Genomic DNA, 24,533 nt, shown 5'->3' with positions numbered 1-24,533 from the left:
TGAAAAGGCTTACTGTAGTCACTCTTATTATTTCTATCATCATGCTATTATCTTTATCTGCTTGTTCGACAACCACTGAAGCACCGGCAAAGACCGAAGCCGATCAAGCCAACAGCAGCACAACACCGGCACAACCAGCTGAAAAGGAAAACATTACCTTAAGCATCTTCCAATTCAAGGTTGAAATTGCGGAGGATCTGGAACAATTAGCAAAGGAATATGAAAAAGAAAACCCCAATGTTAAGGTCAATGTTCAGACTGTAGGCGGCGGCGCTGATTACGGTGCTGCATTAAAAGCACAGTTTGCATCAGGAAATGAGCCTGATATATTTAATAACGGCGGATTTGCCGAGGCTCAAACATGGTTAAATAAATTAGAAGATTTATCTGATCAACCTTGGGTCAGCCATGTTTATCCATCTGCAAAAGTTCCTATGACTATTGACGGAAAGATTTATGGTCAGCCTTTGAATCTAGAGGGATACGGATTTATCTACAATAAAGATTTATTTGCCAAAGCAGGCATTACAAACTTACCTAAAACGTTGGATGAGTTAGAAGCAGCTGCAAAAAAACTAAACGATGCAGGTATTACACCTTTTTCCGTCGGCTATGGCGAATGGTGGGTATTGGGTATTCATTTGCTGAATATTCCGTTTGCACAACAACCGAATCCTGATGAATTTATTCAAGGCCTGAACAGCGGAACAGCCAAAATCCCGGGCAATGAAAAATTCGAAGAATTTATGAACCTTTTTGATTTAACAATAAAATACGGCAATAAAAATCCGTTAACAACCGATTACAATACTCAGGTTACTCAATTCGCCAGCGGTCAAACAGCGATGATGCAACAAGGTAACTGGACAACCAATATGATATTGGAAATTAATCCGAATATTAATATGGGTTTCTTGCCAATTCCAATCAATAATGATGCTGAAGCGATGGATAAACTTCCGGTAGGTGTTCCAAACAACTGGGTAGTTAATAAAAATTCACCTAACAAGGAAGAAGCGAAGAAATTCTTAAATTGGATGGTAAGCTCCGATGTCGGAAAATCCTACATCGTTCAGAAGTTTAAATTTATCCCTGCCTTTGATAACATAGAAGCTACCGGTTTAGGAGCTCTTGCCGATGATATTATTAAATATTCCAATGAAAACAAGACTCTTTCTTGGAACTGGTTTAAATACCCTGACGGAGTCATCAATGAATTTGGTTCAATTATGCAAGCTTATGTCGGCGGGCAAAAGTCGAAGGATCAATTCTTAAACGACTTGCAAACAGCTTGGGATAATTTAAAGAAATAATAAATGGGATAAAAATTATTGAATAGATTAAAGAAAAAACTGGTTTTGTATTATAACCAGTTTTTTCTTAACGTTAATTTACGGATTGAGGGGTATGATCTGATGGAAAACCAATGGTGGAAGAAAAGTGTTGTTTACCAAATTTATCTGAGAAGTTTCATGGACTCTAACGGAGACGGCGTCGGTGATTTAAAAGGGATTCAAGCAAAACTGGATTATCTGAAGGAACTCGGAGTGGATGTGATCTGGCTTTCTCCCGTTTATAAGTCGCCCAATGATGACAACGGCTACGATATAAGCGAATATTATGAGATCATGGACGAATTTGGAACTTTAGAGGATTGGGAAGAGCTTCTTGCCGAAATGCATAAAAGAGGAATCAGACTGATCATGGATCTTGTTGTCAATCATACTTCTGATCAGCATCCGTGGTTTCTTCAATCCCGCCAATCCAAAGATAACCCCTATAGGGACTATTACATTTGGAGAAAAGGGAAAGACGGAAAGGAACCAAACAACTGGGAATCCTTTTTCAGCGGTTCAACTTGGGAGTATGATGAAAACACAGAGGAATATTATCTCCATTTATTTAGCAAAAAACAGCCTGACTTGAACTGGGAAAATCCCAAAGTACGCGATGAAATATATAAGATGATGAAATGGTGGCTGGATAAAGGGATTGACGGCTTCAGAATGGATGTCATTAATTTTATTTCAAAACATGCCGATCTCCCGGATGCTCCGGCCATAAATGGACAACAATACGCTTCCCGGGACAAAATATTATGCAAACGGACCCAGTGTACACCGTTATTTACAAGAGATGCACAATAGGGTGCTTTCCAATTACAATATTATGACCGTCGGCGAAACACCTGAAGTTACTCCTGATGACGCTGCACTTTATACCGGTGAAGACCGGAATGAATTAAATATGGTTTTTCAATTTGAACATATGGACCTTGATTCGGGACCTAGCGGAAAATGGGATGTTCGGGAGTTGAATTTAATCCGGTTTAAGCAAGTGATGACGAAGTGGCAAAAAGGATTGGAAGGAAAAGGCTGGAATAGCCTCTATTTAAATAATCACGATCAGCCCCGTATGGTATCACGCTTCGGAAATGATACGAAATATCGGGTGGAATCCGCCAAGATGCTTGCAACCTGCCTCCATATGATGAAAGGAACCCCTTATATTTATCAGGGTGAAGAAATTGGCATGACCAATGTTAAATTTGAAAAAATAGATGATTACCGGGATATTGAAACCCTGAATTGGTACCGTGAAAAAATAAAAAAAGGAACTGAAGATGTTGAAACATTAATGAATCTTATCTATAAAAAGGGACGGGATAATGCCAGAACCCCAATGCAGTGGAATGACTGCAAGAATGCCGGGTTTTCCGATGGTACGCCATGGTTAGCAGTTAATCCTAATTATAAAGAAATCAATGTGGATCAAGCATTACAGGATAAAGAATCTATTTTTTATTACTACAAAGAATTGATTCGTCTGCGGAAAGAAAATCCGACTATCGTTTACGGAACCTATGATCTGTTATTGGAAGATCATGAACAAATTTACGCTTATACCCGTACATACAACGGAGAAAAGCTGCTCATTGTTCTGAATTTTTACGAAGCAGCAACAACATTTGTATTACCGGAAAAGGTGGTCTATCAATCCGTAGATTTATTAATCAGCAATTATCCGGTAGAGAATGAAGGCAGAATTGATTCTTTTATTATGCAACCCTATGAAGCTCGTGTTTATCGGCTCAAAAATTAAGAGGAGGAAGGAAAACGATCATTTTAAGTTGAATTCATTTACATCATATTTTTACGAGAAAAGATATTAACTTTATGTTTTATCAAATAGATCTCATAAAGGGAATTTGGTATATTGTATGAAAGCGACATAGGACGACTTAGCACGTAGTGCTATAGCGTCACTTGTGGCCTATGGCTACCTTCGGATGGAAGGTTGACTAAAAAACGTCACCTCCTGTGACAACGTCGACATTTGCACATCCTGTGCTTCAAAGACAGCGGACGTCGGAGCCAGAATACAATATACCAATTCCCATCAATGCATAAGAGGAGGAGTTTACCTTTGTATAAAATAAGAAATAAATTAATCCTGTTTCTTATGCTGGTCACAGTCATACCTTTTGGCACCTCTATTGCAATCACTTATTATTATACAAAGGAGTCATTAAAAGATCAGTTTATAACTGAAAATTATAAGCTGATTCATCAGGCAAAATATGATTTATCCGATTATTTTCAGAGTATTAACCAGATTCCTTTAACTCTTTATCTAAACCGTAATTTTATGAATATCCTTGAATTCGGAATAAACGATGATTTAGAGCGGTATCAGGAGCTTAAGAGAGCACTCTTTAATCTTTACAGTACCAGGGATGATATAAAACAAATCTATCTTTATATCGATAAGAGTAAAAACGATTTAATCGTTTTCAATGATAATATTCTTAGCCGAAAAAATGAAAAGGGATTAGAAGAACACCCTTATCGAAAAATTAATGGAGAGTCAATCATATTTTACCATTGAACCAACACATAAGATTAACGATTATGGATTTTTGCTGATCCCTAAAAACCCATCAATCAATGTAGTCAGCTTTCACCATAGCTTAAAACAGATACCATCTTCACAATTTCTTGGTTTTCTTTCGATTGATGTGGATTTAGAGAAAATAGAATCCATTGGAAATCGTCTTTACACATTGGGAACAGAAGATTTTTATTTAATGGATCAGACAGGACATATCGTTTACTCTTCCGATCAGTCCTTAATCGGTAAGATGAATCATGAAAAGTGGTACGATCAAATCATAACAGGACAGAAACAGCAGCAAAGCTTTGAATGGGCAGATGATCGGTTTTCCGGTGTCCTTGTTTATGATAAATTATCTGCACCTTACGACAATTGGCTTATTGTAAAGCGAATACCTTATGAGCACCTGTATAAAAGGGCGCGTGAAATCGCTGTCATGAATATCCTCATCGGTCTGTTGTTTCTAGGTATCGTTGTCTTAGCCACTTTGTTTATCTCATTTAGAATTACTTCTCCGATTAATATTTTAATCAATACGATTAAAAAGATCGAATCCGGAAGATTGGAGACCGATTTTGATTCATTGGGCAATGATGAGTTTGGTTTGCTGGGGAAACATTTTAAATCGATGGTTGAGAGAATTAATCATTTAATTGATCAAGAATACCGATTAGAAATTGAAAATAAAATAAATCAGCTGAAAGCCTTGCAATCTCAAATCAACCCGCATTTTTTATATAACTCGCTACAATCTATCGGAACCTTAGCTTTAAAAAATCAAGGTGCTCAGGTATATTCCCTAATAACTTCTCTCTCGCAAATCATGAGATATGGAATGAATATTGAGGAAAATTTGGTTCCGCTTCATAGGGAAATCGGATATGCTGAGTCCTATCTTGTACTCCAAAAGCAGCGCTTTGATGAAAAATTTGATTATTACATCGATATTGATCAAGCACTTTATACGACACTAGTTCCAAAAATGATCTTTCAACCCTTATTGGAGAATTACTTCAAGCACGGATTTGACTACAGCAAAATAGTTGGAAGGTTAAATATTATTTGTAAAGTATTAAATGATCAACAATTTCAGATTGTGATTGAGGATAACGGTAAGGGAATTCTAGTAGAGAAACTTCATATGCTTCAATCCATGATAGAGACAGATAACGGATTTGAGAGAATCGAGGGTGAAAGCATAGGCCTGAAAAATGTTTACCAAAGACTTAAGCTATACTACGGAAATCAAGCGAGTATAAAAATTTACAATCTTCAAGACAGTGGTTTTGGCATAGAATTGATAATACCGATAGCTTTTGAGAGGGTGATTCATTGAAAGCCATAATTATTGATGATGAAGCACATGTACGCGAAGCAGTTCAATTATTAGCCAGATGGAAGCAGCTTGGAATTGACAGTATATTTGAAGCCGGTGACGGAGAAGAAGCCATGGAGCTCATTATAAAGCATCGTCCTGAGATTATTATTACCGATATGATGATGCCAAAAAAAGATGGGGTTGCTCTTTTGCAATGGATTCAAGAGCAAGGCTTTAAGAGCAAGATTATTGTGATCAGCGGATTTGATGATTATCAATTGATGCGAACCGCGATTCACTACAGCAGTTATGATTATATTTTAAAGCCGATTGACGAAAAAATATTAAATCAAACCTTAGGGAATGCTGTAAATGATTGGCATCAAGATGAACATGAACGTAAGATTAAACTTAAAAACAGCATGGATTTAAATGAAGCAAAACATATCTATTTGGATCATTTATTTACTCACCTGCTTGGAGAATCTTCTTCTAATCATTCTTATATGTATAAAAAAGTAAATGAGGAATTTAAACTTGACAGCCAAACGGAATGCCAAGCAGTGATTGTTTACCTGAATACCCGTGCTAAAGAAAAATATCACGGAAATATGGATTTGTTTTATTTTTCTCTGCTTAATATTTTTAATGAATACTTACGGAAAAATGATATAGGAATTGCCTTTCGCAATCTAAATAAAGAAAGTGAAATTATTCTGCTGGTATGGAAGAATTTAGACCGTTTTGAAGATGTCATCAAAAAAATATATCGAGCCGTATTGGATACTTTAAAATTATCATGTATCTTCGCTATGGGGACCAGTGTTGAATTCTCCAATTTACACCGATCCTATAAAGCTGCATTACATGTTTTAAACAAAGTGAATCTAATCCGCATAAACGGGATGCTGCCCATTTTCAATGAGAATGATGTATCTGCCGGAAAAATCATACACCTTCTTGATTATTCTAAAGAAATCGGTCTTGCAATGTATAGCGGCAATGAAAAACACATGTTAGATATTTTAAATGAAATATTTACGACATTAGAAACCAACCAACATCTATCTTTGGAACAATTAGAAATTTGGGAGAGAGAATATCAAATCCTTAAGAACCAATGGTTAGATGAAATCGAGATAAAGTCAAGTGACTTTCGGGATGAAAGAATTATTTTTTGGGATGAGCGCGGAAGTATAGCTATAGAAAAATTCAAGGAAGAAAAACGCAAACAGTTTATTGCATTATTTTCTGTTTATCATAAAGAAAAGGTGAAAAAAGAAAGTAATATCATCTATGAAATCAAACAGTTTCTAGAAAATAATTACCAAACAGATATTAAACTTCACCATATTTCAGAACGTTTTTTTCTTAGCCGTGAATATATTTCCCGCAAATTTAAACAAGAATACAATGAGAATATCACTGATTATATGGTAAAGATTCGAATGGACAAAGCAAAAGAATTACTCACCTACTCCAATCTACCTATCCGTGAAATTGCCAGTCTGGTTGGTTACCAGGATGAAAAATATTTCAGTAAGGTTTTTAAAAAATATACAGGGTTTACGCCAAACGATTATAGAAAAAGCAAAATAATCAAAAACCCCCTAAAACTTTAGGGGGTTCTACATATTTTAGCTATTATAGATGTTTGCTAATGGTTGCCATTAATTGTTCTTTTGGTTGAAAACCTACAATTTTTTCTACTGGTTTACCATTTTGGAATAACAATAATGTTGGGATTCCCATAATGCCATATTTTGCAGCAGAGGATGGGTTATCATCAACATTTAATTTCGCAATGGTAAGCTTATTTCCAATTTCCTGATCAATTTCTTCTAATACAGGTGCGATCATTTTACATGGGCCACACCATGGTGCCCAGAAATCTACAAGCACTGTGCCTGTGCTTTCTACATCAGTTGCAAAAGATTGATCAGTTACATGAACAATTGCCATTTTAAAAATCCTCCTTCTTCCTCAAAAAAGAAATCTTCTAATAATGAGATACAGTATACAGTATATCATGTCAGAACCAAAATATCCAATACCCAAAAAATCAAAGAAGAAACTAATACTTAAGTTCCTGGGCTTCGATCAGGATCATCGGGTGACAATATCTTTGGCCTTTTATTTTTATAAGGCATGGGTGAGCGAACTAACACATCTAATAATGCCTTTCCATTAAAGGGAATAAGTGGCCAAAGATAAGGTGTATCTAGAGACTTGGAAAAAACTAATAAAAGGAACCATAGTACGATACCAATAATGAAACCAACAGTTCCAAATAAATAAATGATGATCAACAAACCAATTCGGACGACCCGGTTCGCCAAACTCAATTCATAACTTGGTGTTGCAAAGGTTCCGATTCCTGCAATTGATATATAAAGGATCACTTCTTTTGTAAAGAGTCCTACATCAACAGCCATTTGCCCAATCACGATTGCTGCAATTAAGCCCATCGCCGTTGCCAACGCTGAAGGGGTATGTACGGCTGCCATTCTTAAAATATCTAGTCCCAATTCGGCAATCATAAACTGCCAGAAAATTGAAATTTCCCCAACCTTATTTGGTTCAATAAATTGTAATTCTTTTGGTAAAAGAGAAGGATTATTAACCACTAGGTACCATAAAGGTAACAAAAACACAGAAACGACCATTGCAAAAAAACGAACCCATCTTAAATAAGCACCCAAAATCGGCTTTTGTCGATACTCTTCTGCATGTTGCACATGATGGAATAGAGTAGTTGGAGTAATCATGACACTTGGCGATGTATCGACATAAATCAAGACATGCCCTTCTAATAAATGAACTGTAGCTACGTCAGGTCTTTCTGTATATCTCACCATAGGGTAGGGATTCCAATGATTTTTAAACAAATATTCTTCTAAGGTTTTTTCTGCCATAGGAAGACCGTCGATCTCAATGTTAGAAAGCTTTTCTTTAATCAGTTCTACTAAATCTGGATTGGCCACATCTTCTAAGTAAGCAATTGCCATATCCGTTTTTGAACGTTCTCCTATTTGCATATATTCCATTCTTAAAGAGGGATCTCGTAATCGCCTTCTGGTCAATGCTGTATTGAAAATTAACGTTTCCACAAAACCATCTCTCGATCCTCTTACCACTCGTTCAATATCTGGTTCTTCTGGTCCTCTTGCAGGATATGTTCTAGCATCTATTAAAATGGCTTTTTCTTCTCCTTCAACTAGTAAAGCTAACGGCCCAGATAAAACCTGAGTTACAATTTTTTTCACATCATCTGTTAATTCAACTTCTAAATAACCAATATGTTGTTCTAATAATTTTTTCACGGTATTAGGAACGAGTTTTTCGTGTTCAAGTTTACCTAAATATTGCATGATTCGGTTCATAATGTCATCCTTGGCAAAGCCATCGACAAAGTATAGAGCAAAATCTAAGCCAGCATAATGAAGTTCTCGATGAATGACATCGAAGCTTTTTCCAACTCCAAGGATTTCATTGATTAACTTTACATTTTCATCTAGATGCTTCGTTAATTTTTTCCCTTCCAATTGGTTAACTGCCACGTATTTTCACTCTCCTTCAAGCTCATACCCCTTCACTGCCAACGTTTTCATAAAAAACCATGTTAAAATAGGTAAGCTACCCGTTACTAATAGAAGGAAACGCAAACTCTTTTCACCCACTGTTGCTATTAAAAAAATAAATATCAAAACACTAAACATTCTACCTAGGTTAAGCCCAATTTCTCTAATTACGATATACTCATCCCTTAGATTAGCCGAATCTTCATTTATTCCAATTAAATCAAAAACAACCGATGTTAGCGGGATAAAATATAAAGGGGCAAAAATACTTGTACCAATTCCATAAATTAAAAGCGTGGTATAATTTGTATCTAAAAACATAGGTATCACAGCCACAGACATCATGATTGAACCAATCAGCATTGAATGATTCCTCCATGTTTTTTTAACCATTTTCCAACCAAAAAATAAGTAACCAGTGATACTCCTGAAATGACCATTGAATAGGTACCTAAAGAAAACTCATTTTTCGTATAGATATAAACCAATAAACCAATCAGAAAGGTAATTACACCTTCTCGACCACCCTGTGCCATCATCGCCAAAAAGACATGGCTCCAAGCTTTTTGATGTAGGGTTTGCTTGATGACTTGTTTTAATCGGTACTGACCAATCGATTTTCTTTTATAAAAAAAGAAACTAACGATTACCGCTAATAAAAAAACTAAAAGAGAGATAAAAAAAATGGTTTTATAGCCTGTAACACCCTTTTGGTGGGATAAAAACCAACCAGAAAGAAATGGGGCAATCATACCACCAACAGAAGTAAATAGTCCATTCATTCCATTAAAAATATCCCTGTTATCAGGATCAGTAATTTCAAAATATAGAAGGTTAAAAGAAAACCAATAGAATCCTTGGCCGATTCCGATCAAGAGTCCTACAAGGATATAATGATTGGCCGCTTTATCTCCTAATAGAAGCACCACTAGAAAAAAGACCGATAACATGCCAACACCCAATCGTAACAAGAAAATTCGATCCATGGTTTTTGCCATTTTCCCTGCAAGAATGAAGGTAATCATCATCCCAGTAAAATGAAAAAAGTTAAACCAGCCAATGACAAAATAATTTTTTACTATTTTCCACAGATATACATTCACGAAAGTATTGGATAAAGCCACAGCAATGGTAAATAAGGTGCTGACTAAAAGTAGTAACTTTGCATCTTTATTTAACAATGACATCACTCCATAAAAATCCTCCTATTACTATTCCCAAAAGCACAAAAAAACATTGCTGGTTAAACGTACCAACAATGTTTTTTAAACGAATATCAACAGGCTCCCCAAAGGGAATCATTATGATAAATAGAAAACGCAAGAAATAATCGCAATAGCTACAATTTTCCCTCCTATTGCCATCGCTACAGATAGATTCCCATTTTTTATTTCTTGCCAATCATCATATTTGGTAACTACTTCAAAGATGGCTAAAAAGATGATAATGGAGACGACTGCTAGAATAAAATAAGCAGCAGTTAATACGTACATATTCTCCCAAACTGACAAATCAAACACCTCTTCCTTTTTATTTTTCTACAGAGTATGCTTTCATTCAAATTTACTTTAATTCCACTACGGTTACGCCTGATCCACCTTCACCAAATTGACCCATTCTCGTTTGTTTTACATGGGGATGCTTTCGCAAAAAATCTTGAATTCCTGTTCTTAATGCACCGGTACCTTTCCCATGAATAATGGATACTTGACCATATCCAGCGATAAACGCCTCATCTAGATAACGATCAATCTCCATGATGGCATCTTCTACCGTGCTTCCCCGTAAATCCAGCTCAGGCTTAACAAAATCCGTATTTCTTTTAATCCCTGTCATCACCACTTCTTTACTTTCTTTACTTTTTTCTGTGATAAGAACAAGGTCTGATTTGTTTACTTTCATTTTTAATATTCCAATTTGTACCAGATATTCATTTTCATCTATTTTTTCTACTACGATCCCTTTTTGACCAAAGCTTTGAACTTTTACTTCATCACCTGGTTCAATGATTTGATTTTTATTCGTCTTAATCATTTTCGATTTTTTTACTTCTGGTATCGTTTCTTCTAAGCGTTTTTTCATTTCAATCAGGCGATGTTCTTTGATTCCTGCTTGTTCTTCTTTAGCCATTTTCCTTAATTCAGAAATCACTTCATCTGCTTCTCTTCTAGCCTTTTTCACTATTTCTTCTGCATCATGTTTAGCTTTTTGTAAAAGCTTCATCCTTTCTTCCTCAAGTCTTTCAACCTGTTTATCTAATTTAAGCCGTAGTTCTTCTACTTCTATTCTTAATTTTTCAGCTTCCAATCGCTCAAGCTCAGCCGTTTTTTTATTCACCTCAAGCGATGCAATCATTGATTCAACTTGGAGATTATCCTCACTGATTTGTCCTTTTGCAAAGTCGATAATCTCTTCAGATAATCCTAGTCGTTTTGCAATCGCAAAAGCATTACTTCGACCAGGAACACCAATGAGTAGTCGATAGGTTGGCCTTAAGGTCTGTACATCAAATTCCACGCTAGCATTCATCACATCTTTAGAGTTGTATGCATATGCTTTTAATTCACTATAATGGGTTGTTGCGACCACCCTAGCATTGATGCTACGGATTTTTTCAAGAATAGCAATCGCTAAAGCGGCACCTTCTGTTGGATCTGTTCCTGCACCTAATTCATCAAGTAAAATGAGGCTTCCTTTATCCATATGGTTTAGAATTTTAATGATATTGGTTAAATGCCCTGAAAAGGTACTCAAACTTTGCTCAATACTTTGCTCATCGCCAATATCAGCAAATACAGAAGAAAATACTGCAATTTCACTTCCCTCTTCTGCAGGGATGTGTAGCCCAGACATCGCCATTAAAGTTAATAAGCCAATGGTTTTTAATGTAACCGTTTTTCCACCCGTATTCGGCCCGGTAATGACAATCGCTCGGTAATCCTTACCTAACTGTACATCGATTGGGACCACTTGATCTGCTGGGATCAACGGATGTCTTGCTTTTTTAAAGTTGAGAAAACCATTTTGGTTTAATTTAGGTTGGATGGCCTTCATTTCTTTTGCAAGCTCAGCTTTTGCCTGAATAAAGTCAAGCTGACCAAGATGCAGAATATTGATTTCCAAGGAATCTGCTACATTGCGAACTTCATCACTTAACATTTTTAGAATCCGTTCGATCTCTTTTTCTTCTTTTAATAGCTGTTCTTTTAATTGGTTGTTAATTTGGACAACAACTTCAGGCTCAATAAAGAGTGTAGCCCCTGAAGCAGACTGGTCATGTACGATCCCACCAAAAACAGAGCGATATTCTTGTTTTACGGGAATGACATAACGGGAATTGCGAATCGTTACAATATTTTCTTGAAGCATTTTTTGATAACTAGCATTACGTAAAATCTGTTCTAATTTTTCCTTTACCCTACCCTCAAACATTCGAATTTGTTGCCTTATTGTTCTTAACTCAGGACTTGCCGAATCTACAACTTCTCCATACTCGTTGATACAAGCGTTAATTTTATCTTCAAGAAAGCCTAATTCAGTGATTTGTTCTGAATGAGAGAGGAGAATCGGAAGAGAAGTATCTTCTGTTAATTTGGAGATGAAACGTTTTATTTTTCTCCCTGCATAAACCGTACTAGCTACTTCTAATAATTGTTCAGTTGTTAGATCTCCACCAATTTTTGCTCTTTTAATCGAAACGCGAATATCTCTAACACCGCCAAAAGAAATTCCACCCTTTAGCCGAATGGCATCCATTGCTTCCTTTGTCTCTTGTTGAGCAACTTCAACCATCTGAAAATCGTTATTAGGTGTTAGTCCTTCGGCCCATTCCTTTCCCATGGTCGTTGAAGCTTTTTTTATTAACATCTCTATCACTTTAGGGAATTCTAATGTTCTTAATCCCCGGATATCCACAAATATGTCCTCCTTCAGCAATTTAAAAAATTTATAATATCATATACAAGTTATTATACCATTGTAGGTTATAAAATCATGTGAAATGGAAATGATAATAGGAGATAAAATTTTTTCTATATGGAATATGGAGGTAATGAATCATGACAATTTTAAGACACATTGTCCGTTTTGTTGTTGCTGCATTTGTTTTGATGTTTGTTGGCTTCCTTGTCCCTAACTTTGCTGTTAATGGGTTTTGGAATGCCTTATTAGCTGCTTTAGTGATCGCAGTATTAGGTTGGGTGATTGAAGCATTCTTCGGTAAAGATGTTTCACCTTATAGTCGAGGAGTCGTTGGATTTCTGGTTAGTGCTTTAGTCATTTATCTTACCCAGTTCTTTATTCCAGGCGTTCGAGTTACGATTCTGGGTGCTTTAATCGCAGCACTAGTCATTGGAATTATCGATTTGTTTGTTCCTATCAAGGCCAAATTTACTGGCAAAGATCGAGACTAAATTACAAAAATTTACATCATATGAAATAAGAATTTGGGACATTCTATTCACTGTGGGAAAGTGAGGTGATTAGAATGACCATTGGAACTCAATTACAACAAGCCATTGCAAGTGCTCAAAGTGTTTCCGCAAGTCTAAAAACATTTGCACTAGAAACACAAGATCAACAAGCAAAACAAATGTTTAACCAGTTGGCTCAGAATATGGATAATACAATCTCTGCACTACAAGCTCGTCTAAATTATGTATCAACTGAAGAGCCACAATATAAACAACAGTAAAGAAAACCCCATAGGGGAATGATTAAAGAGATAAAGCCCGTTTTATACAGCGGGCTTTATCTTATTTACCATTATGTTTTTTTCTTTCACTCATTACGTTTTTTTCTTAGCAAACCTATTCCGCCAATTAAGGCGATGATTAAGAAAAACCATTGTTCCACTGTTAAGCCAAAATATAGTTGCATAGAGACATCAAAGATAGAAATAATTAGAAGCCCCATACCAAAAGCAACGTATAGTAGCATTAAATGGTTTTCATCTAATTTAGACCAAATTCCAAAACGAATGATTAATAAAAGTCCAAGCCAAAAGGCCTTATACCAGTTTACAGGATGGTATAGGTAGCTTGATTCACCTTCCAATGAAACCCCAAAAATAAAGCTAGTCACTTTTCCATAATCCATAATGAAAAGGTAATAAAGAAACAATGTAATCGTTAATGTAAGCCAACTTAGTTCAAAAAAATCATAAATGGGGTAACGTTCCTTTTTTATTTTATAAATTAAAACGAGTGCTGACAAAATAAATGCCAGCCATAGACTAGCGGTTGAACCAGATGTCCAGATGATGATCCCTGGGTTTTGAATCACTCTTTTTAAATCAAATAAAATCCATCCGAATTTGTAGACGATCAAAAAGGAAAGAAAAAGAATCAATAGTAAGTCAGACCATTTTTCCTTCTCCCAATTTCTTTTTCGAGCTATTTTTTCGGTGATAAAAACTGCAATAAGTAACCCCGCAAACAAAATCAGCCAATTGACGGGGATTTGTAAAGGTCCCAAACTTAAAATTTGATTTGCATCCATCATTAATCTCCTATTATTTTATTGATATTTGATTCAATTTCATCGTAATTCATCGCTCCAATTTTTTTGACCTGAATCACGCCATTCTTGTCGATAAAGAAGCTAGTTGGAATACTTTCAGCTCGGTAAAGCTTGGCCACTGTCTTTTTAACATCGGGATTATCATCAAATAAAATAGGCATTTCATATCCATTCGATTTCATGAAAGAAATCGCTTCTTCTCTTGAATCCTGAAATGTGAGATTCACACCTAAGAAAACCACCTGATTCCCATATTTTTCATAGGCTTCCTGGATCAGTGGCATCTCTTCTTTACATGGTGGACACCAAGAGGCCCAGAAATTGATAAATACAGGTTTTCCTTTTAACTGACTTAATGTAACCTCTTTCCCTTCTTCATTCAATAACGTAAAATCTGGAGCCGTAAATCCAGCTTCAGGCCTTGTATCTCGATTACCTGTATTCGATTGATTCATGAAAATAATCACTCCAACAACTAAGACCGCAATAGCAATACTGATCCATCCTTTTTTCACATTTAACACCTTACCTTTTCATATTTATGCTCATCTATTTATCTCTTTTATTTTTTTCAATAAACCAAGCAATTACAAATAAGATAACAAAAATGAGAAAAATAAAAAATGTTCCTCTCAGCCATAAGTTCATATGGTGAACCATCATCGTTCTTCCCATCATCATTCCCATCGAGCTAGGAGGTAGCCAGATCATTCTAAATACAAATAAGATAAATGATATACCAATAATCATCAAAAAGATGATAAGAATAGTCTCGAGGAATTTATTCATAAAACCACATCTTTTCTTTTAAATTTGATGATCATCGTTGTTCCTTTTCCTTCCACACTTTTTGCTTCAATCTGGCCACCATGTAATTGCACAATTTCCTTAACAACGTAAAGCCCTAAACCTGTCCCACCTGTCTTCCTTGCTCTTGATTTTTCTACACGGTAGAAACGTTCCCAAATTCTGGACAATTCCTTTTCTGGGACTCCTATTCCCTGATCCTCAATTTTAATGAAGATAAATTCTTTATCTCCCTCTAAAGATACTCTTATCTCTCCTTGATCCGAATACTTAATCGCATTTTCAATCAAATTATAAATCACCTGTTCCATTCGATTAGGATCAAGATAAAGCACAGGAAGATCAATCATCGGATTAAATAGAATAGAAAGTCCTTTTCCCTCAGCAACAGGTTTAAGGTTCTGGATAACTTTCTCAACTAGTTTAATGAGATTAACATATTCCTTTTTTAGTTGAAATTGTCCTGTTTGTATTTTACTCATATCGAATAAATCATTAACAAGATGTGTTACACGTTTTGCTTCTTCATTGATAATTTTTAAGTAGGTTTGCTGTTCCTGTTTATCCACTATTCGACCTTTGATTAAAATATCACTATACCCTGTTAAATAAGTTAATGGTGTGCGCAACTCATGGGAAACACTAGCTAAAAATTCATTCCTTGTATCTTCATAATATTGTAGCTGTTCACCTAACGATTGAATCGAGTCAGCAAGTTGTGCTAATTCATCTTTTCCCTTTACATCTAAGTGTTGCTTGTAGTCCCCTTTAGCCATTTCATTTGTTGCTTCTTTCATTTCTAGTAACGGCTTCGTCATCTTTTTAGAGAGGATGACAATCATACCTACAGCGATCAAAACAATCCCAATACTCGCTAAACTAATAAATAATTTTAATACAAAAACCATCTCTTTTAAAATGCTCGTTGGATAGTACATATAAACATATCCCAAATTTCCGTTACGAATGGGTGAGACTGTAGCAATATAATTTAATTGATCCCAGTTTTGGTTTAGCACTCGGCTTATTTTGATTGCATTTCCTAAATTTATATACTCTTTCATTTCTTTATCGGTTGGATCAGACTCAACCAAGATTTGTCCTTCTTGATTCGTGACAACAACATTTGTAATGACGTTTTGTTCCATTAATGCAACATGGGTTAACGTTGTCTCATTAAAGTTTTCCTCCAAAACTTTAGCATGATTTTCTCCACGTTTTAGCAAGTCTTGAGTAATATAATCAACAAACAAGTGAGAGAATAGCTCAAATAGTGTGAAACCAAGTAATAGTAATAAAACTAAAAAAATACTGCTAAATAATAACCCTAACTTAAAAGAAATTCCATTAAAACGTTTCAAAATCATCTTCATCATGGAGCCTTATACCCAATTCCCCACACCGTTTGAATGATTTGTTCTTCAATATTAGCTTCTCTTAACTTTTCTCGGAGGTTTTTAATATGAGAGTCCACGGTTCGATCTTCTCCCATAAAATCGATGCCCCAAACCAATTCAACTAACTGTTCACGAGAAAGTACTTTTCCTTTATGATCAATTAAAACGCGGAGTAGGTCAAATTCAGTTTGTGTCAAAGGAATAAGTTTCTCTTCAAAAAATGCATCTCTAGAAGATAAATTAAGAATGATTCCTTTATACTTTAAGACCTCATCCTCTTCCTTATTTTTCTGAGTTCTTCTAAGTAAAGCCTGAACTCGTGCAGCTAGTTCAGCTTCTTCAAATGGTTTAACTAAATAATCGTCAGCACCAGTTGTTAACCCAACGACTTTATCCTCTGTATTTCCTTTCGCCGTAAGCATTAGAATAGGAACATCAGAGATTTTGCGAATTTTCTCTAATGCTTCCCAACCATCCATCACAGGCATCATGACATCTAAAATGACTAGATCATAATCATCGTTTTTAAACACCTTTTCATAAGCTTCTTTTCCGTCACTAGCTTCATCTAGTTGATATGAATAATACTTTAAATAAAGTTGTAATAATTGTCGCATTGGTGCTTCATCATCGACGATCAAAATTTTTGCAGACATCTTATTCATCTCCTATCACATTCATTATTGACGTTTTCATCTGATTTGAAAAGAAAATTTTGCTATTCTTTATTATACCTAAAAGGGTATATCTGAATCTATTGTTTATATCATTTGAAAATATAGTTTATCAACAATCAATGAAGAAATAATGAAGAAAAAAACAAAAACTTGCTTCCAGAGCATATTGAACTGAATACAAATGAGGGTAAAAGTGGTATATTAGATTAAAATTAAAAGTTACTAGGAGTGATCTATATGCGAGTAGTGAACAATATGTCTGAACTGATTGGCCAAACTCCCCTTGTAAAAATTAACCGTTTGGCAGATCCTGAAGGGGCGGACGTTTACATAAAGTTAGAAATGTTTAATCCAAGTCGTAGTGTGAAAGATCGGGCAGCCTACAATATGATCATCCAAGCAGAAAAAGAAGGATTACTTAAAAAAGGATCCACGATTATTGAACCGACTAGTGGAAATACAGGGATTGGTTTAGCAATGAATGCAGCAGCCCGTGGATATCGAGCGATTCTTGTAATGCCTGATACAATGACTGTCGAACGAATCAATTTATTAAAAGCATATGGGGCAGAGGTTGTATTAACCCCTGGGGAAGAAAGAATGCCTGGAGCGATACGTAAGGCACAGGAACTAGCAAAACAAATTCCTGATAGCTTTATTCCCATGCAATTTGAAAACATGGCAAATCCTGATGCCCATCGAACAACCACTGCAGTTGAAATAATTGAGGCTGTTGAGCAAACCGGAAAAACGTTTGCAGCCTTTGTTGCAACAGCAGGAACAGGGGGAACGATTACGGGAACAGGGGAAGAATTAAAAAAATATTGTCCTCATTTAACTGTGCATGTGGTAGAACCAGCTGGTTCTCCAGTACTATCTGGTGGACAACCAGGAAAACACAAACTCGTAGGTACAAGCCCAGGGTTTATCCCACCGATTCTCAATCAAAACGTCTATGATGAAATTATCCAAGTCACCGATGAACAAGCGTATGAAATCACTCGACGCCTAGCAAGAGAAGAAGGAATTCTTGTTGGCCCGTCCTCAGGTGCTTCATGTTTTGCTGCAATACAGGTAGCAAAACGCTTCTCACCTGAAGAAGTAGTCGTTTGCATTGCACCTGACACAGGAGAACGGTATTTATCTAGTGACTTGTTTCAATTATAACCCACAAAAGTGGAGCTTTCCCATAAGTCATAAAAATGATTGAGGGTAAGCTCCTTTTATTATTTAACAATATATTTATTTGTGAGTTATCTTTTAAAGTGTTAGTACCATTTACTATCTACTAATGTAGTTAATTGGATTCTTGGGTACTCCGTTTATCCTTACTTCAAAATGAAGAACGGTCCCTGTCGCATTTCCTGTATTCCCCATTTTCCCTATCTTTTGACCTTGAACAACATTGTCTCCCTCAGAAACATAATACTCACTAAGGTGATTGTACCACGTTTCTACATTATTACCATGACTAACGATGATCGTTTTGCCATATCCACTTTTCCAGCCTACAAAAGTGACCTTCCCACCATCTGCAGCCTTTACTGTAAGACCATTCGTTCCTGAAATATCAATTCCTGTATGAGCTCTACCCCATCTTTGGCCAAATGGACTTGTGATGATTCCCCCCATTACCGGCCACTTAAAGTTCCCAGAACCTCTTGAAGAAATACTTGATGTAGAGATTTTTGTTCCTTTTTTTACAATCTTATTTATTGGTTTTTTTATCACTTCTTCATTCAAAATACTTTTCTGAATCGTTGTTCCATTTTCCTTTACAACCGCATATTCCACCTTTTTCTTTCCTTCTTCACCTTGTTTTACAACTTTTGTTTGGTTTTGGTAAAGAGTATTATCCTTTTCATAAACCACTTGATAGGGTATTCTTTGTTCTTCAATCACTATTTCCTTTACTTGAACGGTTACCAATGGCTTTACATTCGTCACTTTAAGTTCATCACCAATATTGATATATTCCCCTTGCAGTTTTGGATTTAGATCGTAAACCTGTTTTGTTGTTAACCCATACTTCTCAGCAATCTCTGAAATTGTATCGCCGGATTTTACAATGTATTTTTGTTCCTCTAGCGTTCCTTTTTGTAGTAAAGTAATCATTTCATTTTCAGTAAGAACTTGATTCGGTGAAACCTTTACTTCTTTCATTGATATTTCTTCTTTTAAATCAATACTTTGAACTTGAATGCTTGGTTGTGGGTTATAATCCATAGAGGCAGCAGTAACCTTTGTTTTATTCTTAATTGGTAAATAGGTATTTTTTATTTGATTCAATACTCGTTCAGCAGTTGCATGATCTTTTACATAGCCTACGCCTTTGCCATTTATAACTACTTCTACCCCTTTGCCCTGAATGACAAATTTAGATTGAAGGGCATCCAATGCAAGCGCGTTATCGTATTTGCCTTTAAAGATCTTTTGTTCATGATAGGTGATATCATTACCTGGAACCATTTCTAACCCATACGTGATTTGGGCTTTCTTTAGCTGTTGATTCTTCCAATCTTCTACAACTGCAATATCATTAACAACACCTATTTGTTTTTCGTCTACATATACATGGTATAATTTTTCCATATTTGCCTGATAATAGAATAAACCAAAGGTTGCCACAGCAATAACTATTCCTGAAATAGAACCGATTATGATAGATTTTCTTTTATTTTCCCATATGTACTGCTTAGTTTTTTGAAGTTGTTGATTTCCCCATAATTTGAACTGGGTGAATCCCTCTTGGAATTTACCTTTAAAGGTGGTAAATTCAAACAGATTGAACTTCTTCATGACAGCCTCCCTTTTTTTGACATAGATTAAGACAAGTTACTTTAAACCTACCCTTAAAATATGGAGAAAGGATGAAGAGATTTAGAATGATTATTCATAAAAGAATGATAGCCAAAGGAGGGGAAAACCTTTGGCTATTTCTATTAGTTAAATAAGGATTTTGCTTTAGTAATATTCTGGACTGCTGTATCTACTAATTTATTGATTTCTTCTACATTAGGGTTAGTTTCTTTTGTTAATTTACCTAGTTCATGAATCGGTTCACCAATCGCTTCGCGCAATTGGGCGTCTTTTACCTTAATTTGATCACCAATATCATCCACTGTTTCATCTAATTCTCCAGCTTTTGTAGCGGCTAGCTTGAAATCTTTTACTGCCACGGCTTCTTTCAATTCACCTGCTACTACGATTGCTTGATCAAGTGCTTGTAGTTCTTTGCTTTGTTCTTGTTGTATAGGTTCCTCAGTTGGAATAGTTGAATCTGTTTCTGCTTTTGTTTCTTCTTGTGCAGCAGCAGGTTCAGAACCACCCATACCAATATGTTGTTCTGGCTTTGTAAAATAAGCATTGACTGTGAACCCAATAAATAGTAAAACTACAAGAGTTCCAACACTGACCAAGGCTTTTCGATTCGCAAAATGAGGTGTTGGTTTCCGATCAATAAAAGGAACTAAAACTAATCCAATCACTAATAAGATGGATGTAACAATTAACCCTTGTAAGCCAAACCAGTTTTCAATGGTAAAGATACTCATAAAGATCCATGGTGGCTTTGTAGCTTCGATTCCCTCTACAGGTGGTGCCCCAAGTGCAGGCGGGAACACTAACGCTAAAAAGATCAATACCCCAAAAATGATCAATCCATAACCTGTTAGATGTTTGATATGAACCAAGAATGTGCTTTGTCCCTCTGAATCATCTTGATGATTAGCATGTGCAGATTTTTTGCTGCGTTTGCTTCTTTTTCTGCTTTTGACTTAAATGGTAGTGGAGAAATTTTTAAGGCTTTAATCAATAATAAATGTAAAGGAATTAATCCTAGTAAGACTAATGGTAATATACTTGTGTGTAAGCTAAAGAATTTACTTAACATAGATACAGTTGGATTTTCTGCAAAGTATGCAGCCAATGGTCCGCCTAGCAGTTCTCCGCCTGCTTGAGCATGTTCTAATGCTTCAAATGCCTCTTGGTCCCACTTTAAGATCGTACCTGTATAGTAAAGACCAACCATAACTAAGAATAAGATAACACCTAAAAGCCAGTTCGCTTCACGAGGTTTCTTATAGGAACCATAGAAGAATACACGTAATAGATGTAAAATAATCGCAGTGATCGTAACTTGTGCTGCCCAATAATGGAGCCCACGAATAAAATTACCAAGTTCATAGTTGTTTAATAAAAAGCGAATACTTTCATTTGCCTGTTCCGGTGTAGGGGAATAAAGCTGAGCTAGAATAATACCTGTAAGGATTGTAAGCAGTGTACTTACTAAGGTAATTCCACCTAAAGTATATAAAAAGGTGTTTGCATGTTTGGGTACAGGATAATTCAATCCGCCAGTTGGAACCCTTTCCTTCCACCAATTTGTAAATCCATTACTCATGACTCATTTCCCCTTTATTAGCATGTTGTTTTTTAAGTATGAATGCCCCTAATATGACAGAGATAATAGCAAGAATCATAAAGAAAATACTTCCTGCTCCAAAGGATACCTTTGGTTCATATTCCAAATCATTTTCTGGATTACCACCGATTGCTTCAACCATCAATGTTTTTGCTTCTTCCATTTTCATTTCATCCATTGCTAGTTTAGCTTGTTCAAGTTTTTGTCCATCAGCTAATTGGGTCTCCTGATTCACTTCAATGGCTTCATTTAATTTATCTTTTGCCATTTCCATGTCATTAATCCCTTCAATAAAAGCAATAGATTGTCGGACTAGAGTTGGTACATCTACAGCGCCCTCTTCCTCTCCCCCATGAGCAAATACAGGTAGAGCACTTACAAATATTAACAATAATACAACAATAAAAACAGTAAACTTTTTGTGCAACAGAATAACCCCCTTTAGAATGTAAAATCGTTTACATTCAATAAAGTAACAGAGGGTTATCACTGAAATATCACCAAATTGTAAACAACCTTGTGAACAATTTGTGAACTTTTTCTCAAGAAATATGAAAAAAAATAACCTTTCATTTAGGAAAGGCATAAATGATTTGATCAGATGGGAATAAAAAACTTCTGTGATGATCTTCTTTTTTGAGTTATCAATCTATGACTGGTAGCGTAAATATAAATGTAGTTCCTTTATTCACTTCACTTTGAACCTCAATTTGACCTTCATGTGCAAGAATTAACCTTTTCACAATGGCTAAACCGAGTCCTGTTCCTTCACTGCCAGGTGTACGCACTTTATCCACTTTATAAAATCTTTCCCAAATAAAAGGTAGCTCTTCTTTTGGGATTCCAGGACCAGAATCTGTAATCTCAACTCTAGCATAATTCTTCTCTATTGTTGTTTTTACTTTAATTATTCCTGCTACCGGAGTAAATTTTATCGCATTGTCTAATAGATTCGTAAGGACTTGCTCGATTCGATCTATATCCGCATTAATCCAAATAGGACGATCCTTTAACTGAACTTTGAGAGAAAGTGATTTTTTATCTAATATTGGATCTAGTTGGGCTAATAACCTTCTTATCGTTTCATTTAAATCCATTTTCGTTTTAAACAGTTGAAATGTTTTGGCTTCCATTCTAGAAAGATCTAATAGATCTTGTATGAGTCGAGACATTCCTTTTGTTTTGGTTAGTGCCGCAGATACATAATTCTCCATAGCGATTGGATCCTCAGTAAATTTCCTATCATTAATTCCTTGTAAAACTCCGCAAATATAAGTAAGTGGTGAGCGTAATTCATGGGAAACATTAGCAATAAAATCACGACGTACTTGTTCAGTGGTCGCTAATTCTTTGGCCATTGTATTAAAGGTATGTGCTAACTGAGCAATTTCATCATTTCCATCAACATGTATGGGATCCGTTGACTTACCAACAGCAAGCTCACTGGCAGCTTTACTCATCTGTTTTAATGGTTGACTAATTCGCTTAGAAAGCCAATAGGTTAACAAAGTAGCAATTGCCATTGCAATCAGCCCTGCAAGAATAATAAACTTTCGAACTTGCAACATCGTTTCACGTATATCATAAATCGTTGAATGAAGAGATACGGCACCTGTTACTTGACCATTATTCTTAATTGGTACAGCAACAGATAAAACGGTATCTTTATAAAAATTAAGATAACCTATATCTTTTCTAGCCACTGTTTTATCATCAAGGACTTGATTCCACTCCTCTTTTGTAAAAGGATCTTCCTTCTGGGCATGTTCATATAAACGAAGTTTTTCAAATTTCTCTCCATTCCGATCAAACAAGACTAATTGTGCATTTAAATGATGTTCATAATTTTCTAATGCCTTATTCATTCCGTATATATCTAGCTTTCCTTCAAAATAGGATTCAACGACTCTACTAACCTCTTCCCCATGAGTTTTCAATCGCCGTTCTTTTTCTATAAAATAATAGTTTTCAAATAAATAAGATAATAACCCTCCCAAAACAACGAGTGCAATAAAGATAACGGTTAAGTAACTAAACATTAAACGCCTAGCCAGTTTTTTAAACATACTGTTTTTTCACCTCAAATTTATACCCTACACCCCAAAGAGTTTTAATTTGCCATAATTCTTTATCATCATGTACTTTTTTACGTAAGCGATCAACATGTACATCAATCGTTCGTGTACTTCCGGAAAAATCAAATCCCCAAACTTCTTCAAGCAGTTGTTGTCTTGTAAATACTTGATTAGGATGACTAGCTAAAAAGTAAAGTAATTCTAATTCTTTCGGTTTTAATTTTAAATGCTCACCATTTAAGCGAACATGGTATTCGTTGATATCTATCATTAGGTTTGGGTACACAATTTGTTTGACTTCTACCCCTTTTGGAGCATAACGGCGAAGGACAGCCCTTATTCTAGCAATCAATTCTCGGAAATCGAATGGCTTTACGATATAATCATCAGCCCCTAATTCTAAACCAAGAACCTTATCAAACTGTTCCCCTCTAGCAGTCAGCATTACAATTGGGATATTGCTCACCCGACGAATTTCCTTACATACATTCCAACCATCCAATTGAGGTAACATGATATCAAGTAATACAAGATGAGGGGCGAACTCTTTAAATTTCTCTAGAGCAGCTTGTCCATTATCAGCAATCGCTACTTCAAAATTTTCTTGAACAAGGTATGATTTGATCAATTGGCATAAGTTATAATCATCATCGACAATCAGTATTTTTTCTTTATTTGTTTTGCTCACAAGCTTCTCCCCCTACTTGTTAACTCTGTCCATTCGTTTATTTTGTAAAAATCATTACTTTTATTATACAAGCTTATGGAGTTATTTGGGGGCTTTTTCAATAAGAAACGCCCCTTGTTTAAATACAGGAGCGTTTTTTAAAAAAAGTCTTCT

24 protein-coding genes and 1 pseudogene are annotated in these 24,533 nt (G+C 35.6%); 8 read left to right on the top strand and 17 right to left on the bottom strand.

Annotated features, from left to right (window positions below; translation table 11 throughout):
* The 5 genes and pseudogenes from U473_RS02220 to U473_RS02205 all read left to right on the top strand — a co-directional run.
* Window positions 1–1,313, top strand: a 1,313-nt coding sequence (locus tag U473_RS02220) for an ABC transporter substrate-binding protein (RefSeq protein WP_068722933.1), incomplete at its 5' end; no start/stop codon positions are given.
* Between the two features lie 102 nt (window positions 1,314–1,415).
* Window positions 1,416–3,102: pseudogene (locus tag U473_RS02215) on the top strand (glycoside hydrolase family 13 protein).
* A 324-nt stretch (window positions 3,103–3,426) separates the two neighbouring features.
* Window positions 3,427–3,888, top strand: a complete 462-nt coding sequence (locus U473_RS14105) for a hypothetical protein (protein WP_082732324.1) — start codon at window positions 3,427–3,429, stop codon at window positions 3,886–3,888.
* Window positions 3,860–5,230: a sensor histidine kinase gene (locus U473_RS02210; RefSeq protein ID WP_082732323.1), complete on the top strand. Its 1,371-nt coding sequence runs from the start codon at window positions 3,860–3,862 to the stop codon at window positions 5,228–5,230. Before U473_RS14105 ends, U473_RS02210 begins: the two co-directional genes overlap by 29 nt.
* Window positions 5,227–6,834, top strand: a complete 1,608-nt coding sequence (locus tag U473_RS02205) for a response regulator transcription factor (protein ID WP_068722931.1) — start codon at window positions 5,227–5,229, stop codon at window positions 6,832–6,834. Before U473_RS02210 ends, U473_RS02205 begins: the two co-directional genes overlap by 4 nt.
* Window positions 6,835–6,856: 22 nt before the next feature.
* On the opposite strand, the gene trxA is transcribed toward U473_RS02205, so the two are convergent.
* The 6 genes from trxA to U473_RS02180 form a co-directional block, all read right to left on the bottom strand.
* Window positions 6,857–7,174 (bottom strand): thioredoxin, encoded by a 318-nt coding sequence (gene trxA / locus U473_RS02200; protein WP_068722929.1) that lies wholly within the window; start codon window positions 7,172–7,174, stop codon window positions 6,857–6,859.
* A 119-nt stretch (window positions 7,175–7,293) separates the two neighbouring features.
* Window positions 7,294–8,772 carry a spore germination protein gene (locus U473_RS02195; RefSeq protein ID WP_068722927.1) on the bottom strand — a complete coding sequence of 493 codons (1,479 nt, stop codon included), beginning with the start codon at window positions 8,770–8,772 and terminating at the stop codon, window positions 7,294–7,296.
* 6 nt (window positions 8,773–8,778) lie between these two features.
* A complete protein-coding gene (locus U473_RS14100) occupies window positions 8,779–9,156 on the bottom strand; it encodes a hypothetical protein (protein ID WP_082732322.1) in 378 nt (125 codons plus the stop codon).
* Complete coding sequence (locus U473_RS02190) at window positions 9,150–9,980, bottom strand: MFS transporter (protein WP_082732321.1); 831 nt, start codon at window positions 9,978–9,980, stop codon at window positions 9,150–9,152. The genes U473_RS14100 and U473_RS02190 overlap by 7 nt, the downstream gene beginning before the upstream one ends.
* Window positions 9,981–10,094: 114 nt before the next feature.
* On the bottom strand, window positions 10,095–10,304 hold the full coding sequence (locus tag U473_RS02185) for a DUF350 domain-containing protein (RefSeq protein ID WP_068722925.1): 210 nt from the start codon (window positions 10,302–10,304) through the stop codon (window positions 10,095–10,097).
* Window positions 10,305–10,356: 52 nt separating this feature from the next.
* A complete protein-coding gene (locus U473_RS02180) occupies window positions 10,357–12,708 on the bottom strand; it encodes an endonuclease MutS2 (protein WP_068722923.1) in 2,352 nt (783 codons plus the stop codon).
* Window positions 12,709–12,851: 143 nt separating this feature from the next.
* Here U473_RS02180 and U473_RS02175 point away from each other — a divergent pair, with 143 nt between their 5' ends.
* Together U473_RS02175 and U473_RS02170 are read left to right on the top strand one after the other, a co-directional pair.
* Window positions 12,852–13,205, top strand: coding sequence for a phage holin family protein (locus U473_RS02175; RefSeq protein ID WP_068722921.1), 354 nt, complete (start codon window positions 12,852–12,854; stop codon window positions 13,203–13,205).
* A gap of 74 nt (window positions 13,206–13,279) precedes the next feature.
* The gene (locus tag U473_RS02170; protein ID WP_068722918.1) at window positions 13,280–13,486 is read left to right on the top strand and encodes a DUF1657 domain-containing protein; all 207 of its coding nucleotides are present in this window, start codon (window positions 13,280–13,282) and stop codon (window positions 13,484–13,486) included.
* Window positions 13,487–13,572: 86 nt separating this feature from the next.
* Here U473_RS02170 and U473_RS02165 read toward each other — a convergent pair whose 3' ends face one another.
* The 5 genes from U473_RS02165 to U473_RS02145 are packed head-to-tail and all read right to left on the bottom strand — an operon-like array spanning window position 13,573 to window position 17,173.
* A complete protein-coding gene (locus U473_RS02165) occupies window positions 13,573–14,292 on the bottom strand; it encodes a prolipoprotein diacylglyceryl transferase (protein WP_068722916.1) in 720 nt (239 codons plus the stop codon).
* Between the two features lie 2 nt (window positions 14,293–14,294).
* Window positions 14,295–14,828 (bottom strand): TlpA family protein disulfide reductase, encoded by a 534-nt coding sequence (locus tag U473_RS02160; RefSeq protein ID WP_082732320.1) that lies wholly within the window; start codon window positions 14,826–14,828, stop codon window positions 14,295–14,297.
* A 34-nt stretch (window positions 14,829–14,862) separates the two neighbouring features.
* On the bottom strand, window positions 14,863–15,102 hold the full coding sequence (locus U473_RS02155; protein WP_068722909.1) for a hypothetical protein: 240 nt from the start codon (window positions 15,100–15,102) through the stop codon (window positions 14,863–14,865).
* Window positions 15,099–16,496: a HAMP domain-containing sensor histidine kinase gene (locus tag U473_RS02150; protein ID WP_235589054.1), complete on the bottom strand. Its 1,398-nt coding sequence runs from the start codon at window positions 16,494–16,496 to the stop codon at window positions 15,099–15,101. The genes U473_RS02155 and U473_RS02150 overlap by 4 nt, the downstream gene beginning before the upstream one ends.
* The gene (locus U473_RS02145) at window positions 16,493–17,173 is read right to left on the bottom strand and encodes a response regulator transcription factor (protein WP_068722907.1); all 681 of its coding nucleotides are present in this window, start codon (window positions 17,171–17,173) and stop codon (window positions 16,493–16,495) included. The genes U473_RS02150 and U473_RS02145 overlap by 4 nt, the downstream gene beginning before the upstream one ends.
* A gap of 258 nt (window positions 17,174–17,431) precedes the next feature.
* Here U473_RS02145 and cysK point away from each other — a divergent pair, with 258 nt between their 5' ends.
* On the top strand, window positions 17,432–18,361 hold the full coding sequence (gene cysK, locus U473_RS02140) for a cysteine synthase A (protein ID WP_068722905.1): 930 nt from the start codon (window positions 17,432–17,434) through the stop codon (window positions 18,359–18,361).
* A 114-nt stretch (window positions 18,362–18,475) separates the two neighbouring features.
* Here the strand turns inward: cysK and U473_RS02135 are convergent, their stop codons facing one another.
* From U473_RS02135 to U473_RS02110, 6 genes are all read right to left on the bottom strand, one after another.
* A complete protein-coding gene (locus U473_RS02135) occupies window positions 18,476–19,993 on the bottom strand; it encodes a peptidoglycan DD-metalloendopeptidase family protein (protein WP_068722903.1) in 1,518 nt (505 codons plus the stop codon).
* Between the two features lie 143 nt (window positions 19,994–20,136).
* Window positions 20,137–20,886 carry a cytochrome b family protein gene (locus U473_RS02130; RefSeq protein WP_068722901.1) on the bottom strand — a complete coding sequence of 250 codons (750 nt, stop codon included), beginning with the start codon at window positions 20,884–20,886 and terminating at the stop codon, window positions 20,137–20,139.
* Window positions 20,865–21,596 carry a cytochrome b N-terminal domain-containing protein gene (locus tag U473_RS02125; RefSeq protein ID WP_068722899.1) on the bottom strand — a complete coding sequence of 244 codons (732 nt, stop codon included), beginning with the start codon at window positions 21,594–21,596 and terminating at the stop codon, window positions 20,865–20,867. Before U473_RS02125 ends, U473_RS02130 begins: the two co-directional genes overlap by 22 nt.
* Entirely contained in the window at window positions 21,589–22,044 is a 456-nt protein-coding gene (locus tag U473_RS02120) for a hypothetical protein (RefSeq protein ID WP_068722897.1), read from the bottom strand. The genes U473_RS02125 and U473_RS02120 overlap by 8 nt, the downstream gene beginning before the upstream one ends.
* A 217-nt stretch (window positions 22,045–22,261) precedes the next feature.
* A complete protein-coding gene (locus U473_RS02115) occupies window positions 22,262–23,683 on the bottom strand; it encodes an ATP-binding protein (protein ID WP_068722895.1) in 1,422 nt (473 codons plus the stop codon).
* On the bottom strand, window positions 23,676–24,380 hold the full coding sequence (locus tag U473_RS02110; protein ID WP_068722893.1) for a response regulator transcription factor: 705 nt from the start codon (window positions 24,378–24,380) through the stop codon (window positions 23,676–23,678). Before U473_RS02110 ends, U473_RS02115 begins: the two co-directional genes overlap by 8 nt.
* Window positions 24,381–24,533 lie beyond the last annotated feature (153 nt).

Origin of the sequence: Tepidibacillus decaturensis, from assembly GCF_001561915.1 — a bacterium.
Classification (GTDB): domain Bacteria; phylum Bacillota; class Bacilli; order Tepidibacillales; family Tepidibacillaceae; genus Tepidibacillus_B; species Tepidibacillus_B infernus.
This window is presented reverse-complemented; position numbering and strand designations above follow the sequence as displayed.